The following is a 2,467-nucleotide window of genomic DNA, read 5'->3' on the forward strand; positions in this document are numbered from 1 at the left end:
GCACCGTCCGCTTCGCCGCGGCCTGAGCCCGGCTCCAGCCGCCGCCCGGGCGCCGGGCCCCCCGCCCCCCCCCCCGCGAGAAATCCCCCCCGGGGCCCCCAGACCCGCGCCCCCCCCCCCCCTCCCCCGGGGGCGGGGCAGCGGCGTTTCTCAGGACAGGTAGCGGCAGCGGTCGGGGACGCCGAGTTCGGCGAACAGCCGGTCGGCGCGGGCCCGGTGGTCCGCCGCCGACGCCTCGTCACCGAGCGCGGCCGAGGCCAGCGCCAGCCCGTCCAGGGCGTGCGCGAGCTCGATCAGGCACTCCGAGCCCTCGGCGAGCCGCCGGGCCCGGCGGTGCCGCTCCAGCGCGGACGCGTGGTCGCCGCGCCCGTTCTGGATCCGGCCGAGCGCGTTCTCCAGCTGCGCCTGGCGCAGCACCGGGCCGTGCGGGCCGGTGTTCTGCACGGCCCGCAGCGCCAGCTCCAGGGCCTGCTCGGTGCGACCGGCCCGGTAATGCGCCTCGGCGGCCCGGGCCAGGGCCAGTTCGGCGTTGACCGGCCGCTGCACCTGGTCGTACAGCTCCTGGGAGGCCGTCAGGTGCGCCAGCGCGGTGTCGTACTCGCCCAGCCCGATGTGGGCGTCGGCGAGGTTGATCAGGGACAGTGCCTCGCCGTCCAGGATGCCCAGCCGGCGGTGCAGGTCGATCGCCTCGCGGGCGGCCTCGGCGCCCTCCTCGAACTCGCCGAGCTGGTTGCTCATCGCGCTGATGCTGATCAGCGCGGAGGCCTCCTCGCGGAGGCTGCCGAGCTCCCGGTGGATCGGCAGGGCAAGCTTCAACTGCTGCGATCCCAGGGCGAACTGGCCGAGGTAGGTGTGGAAGAGGCCGAGCCGGCTGAGGCAGTCCGCCTCGCCGTGCCGGTCGCCGATCCGGACGGCGATCTCCATCGCCTCGTCCAGGCAGTCGATGCCCTCCCGCAGCCGGCCGAACTGCCAGAAACCGAGGGCGTGGTTGGTCAGGTTGAGCCGCAGCAGCAGGGGTTCGTCCAGCTGCCGGGCCGCCGCCACCGCCACCGCGCCGACCCGGAGCAGTTCCTCGCGGCGGCCCTGCCGGTAGAGGTACGCCGCGAAGCCGCGCGGCAGGCAGGCCGCGGGCCGGTGCAGACCCGTCCGGACGGCCAGGTCGAGCGCAGCCAGCAGGTTCTGCTGCTCGCGCGCGAACCAGTCCAGCGCGCTGTCGGTGGTACGGATCACCGGCAGTTCGGCGGTGGCCTCGGGGAGCACCACCGCGAACCGCAGCCGGCCGGGCAGCAGCACGTCGCTGGCGGCCTCCGAGACCAGCACGTAGTGGTCGAGCAGCCGTTCCAGCGCCGCCCGGTCGGCGTCCGCCGCGGTGTCGTCGCGCAGGCTGCGCGCGAAGCTGCGCACCAGGTCGTGGAAGGCGTAGCGGCCGAGCTCGTACTGCTCCAGCAGGTGGGCGTCCAGGAGCAGTTCGAGCAGGTCGTCGGCGTCGACCACGCCGGTGCCGAAGAGGGCCGCCGCGGTGTGCGCGTCCAGGTCGGTGCCCGGGTAGAGCCCGAGCAGCCGGAACGCGGTGCGGCTCTCCGCGTCCATGGCGAGGTACGACAGCCGCAGCGTGGCGGCCACGCTGCGGTCGCCCGAGCTGAGCTCGTCGAGCGTCCGGGACTCGTCGCGCAGCCGGTCGACCAGGTACTGGATGGTCCACCGGCGGCGGTTGCGCAGCCGCGCGGAGGAGATCCGCAGGGCGAGCGGGAGGTGTCCGCAGAGCCGGATCAGGTCGTCGGTGGCGTCCGGTTCGGCGGCCACCCGCTCCGTGCCGAGCACCCGTTCGACCAGGGCGCGGCAGTCGGCGTGGTCGAGCCGGCCGAGCGAGATCGGCTCCACGCCGTCCAGGTTCACCAGGCGGACCCGGCTGGTGATCAGCACCAGTGAGCCGGGCGAGGCCGGCAGCAGCGGCCGCACCTGCTCCGCGTCGAGCGCGTTGTCCAGCAGGACCAGCAGCCGGCGCTTGGCGGTGGTGGTGCGCCAGAGGTTGATCCGGCCGAGCTGGTCGTCGGGGATCCGCTCGCCCGGGACGCCGAGGGTGCGCAGCATGATGGCGAGGACGCCGGACGGCTCCAGCGGTTCCTGGCCCGGGGTGAAGCCGCGCAGGTCGATGTGGAGCTGGCCGTCCGGGTAGCGGGTGGCCAGCCGGTGCGCGCCGCAGACCGCGAGGGCGGTCTTGCCGCTGCCGCCCATGCCGTCGATGGCGACGATCCGGGTGCCCTGCTCGGCCGGCCGGGCGGCCGCCCCGGGGCGGGGCGCGGGGTGCGCCCCCGGGCCCGGGGATTTGGGGCGGTGGTGGGGGGGGGCGGAGGGGGGGGGTGGGGTGGGGGGGGGTGGTGGGGGGGGGGGTTGGGGTAAACGGGGCGGGGGGCCGGGGGTGGTGGTGGGGGGTGCTGGGGGGCGCGGTCGTGGGGTGGGTGGTGGG

At 75.9% G+C, this 2,467-nt stretch carries 1 protein-coding gene; it reads right to left on the reverse strand.

Annotated elements, in window-relative coordinates:
- Nucleotides 1–150: 150 nt before the first annotated feature.
- The gene (locus ACFV0G_RS38300; protein ID WP_380558173.1) at nt 151–2,235 is read right to left on the reverse strand and encodes a hypothetical protein; all 2,085 of its coding nucleotides are present in this window, start codon (nt 2,233–2,235) and stop codon (nt 151–153) included.
- Between the last annotated feature and the right edge of the window lie 232 nt (nt 2,236–2,467).

It is taken from the genome of Kitasatospora sp. NPDC059571 (assembly GCF_042735675.1).
GTDB lineage: Bacteria > Actinomycetota > Actinomycetes > Streptomycetales > Streptomycetaceae > Kitasatospora.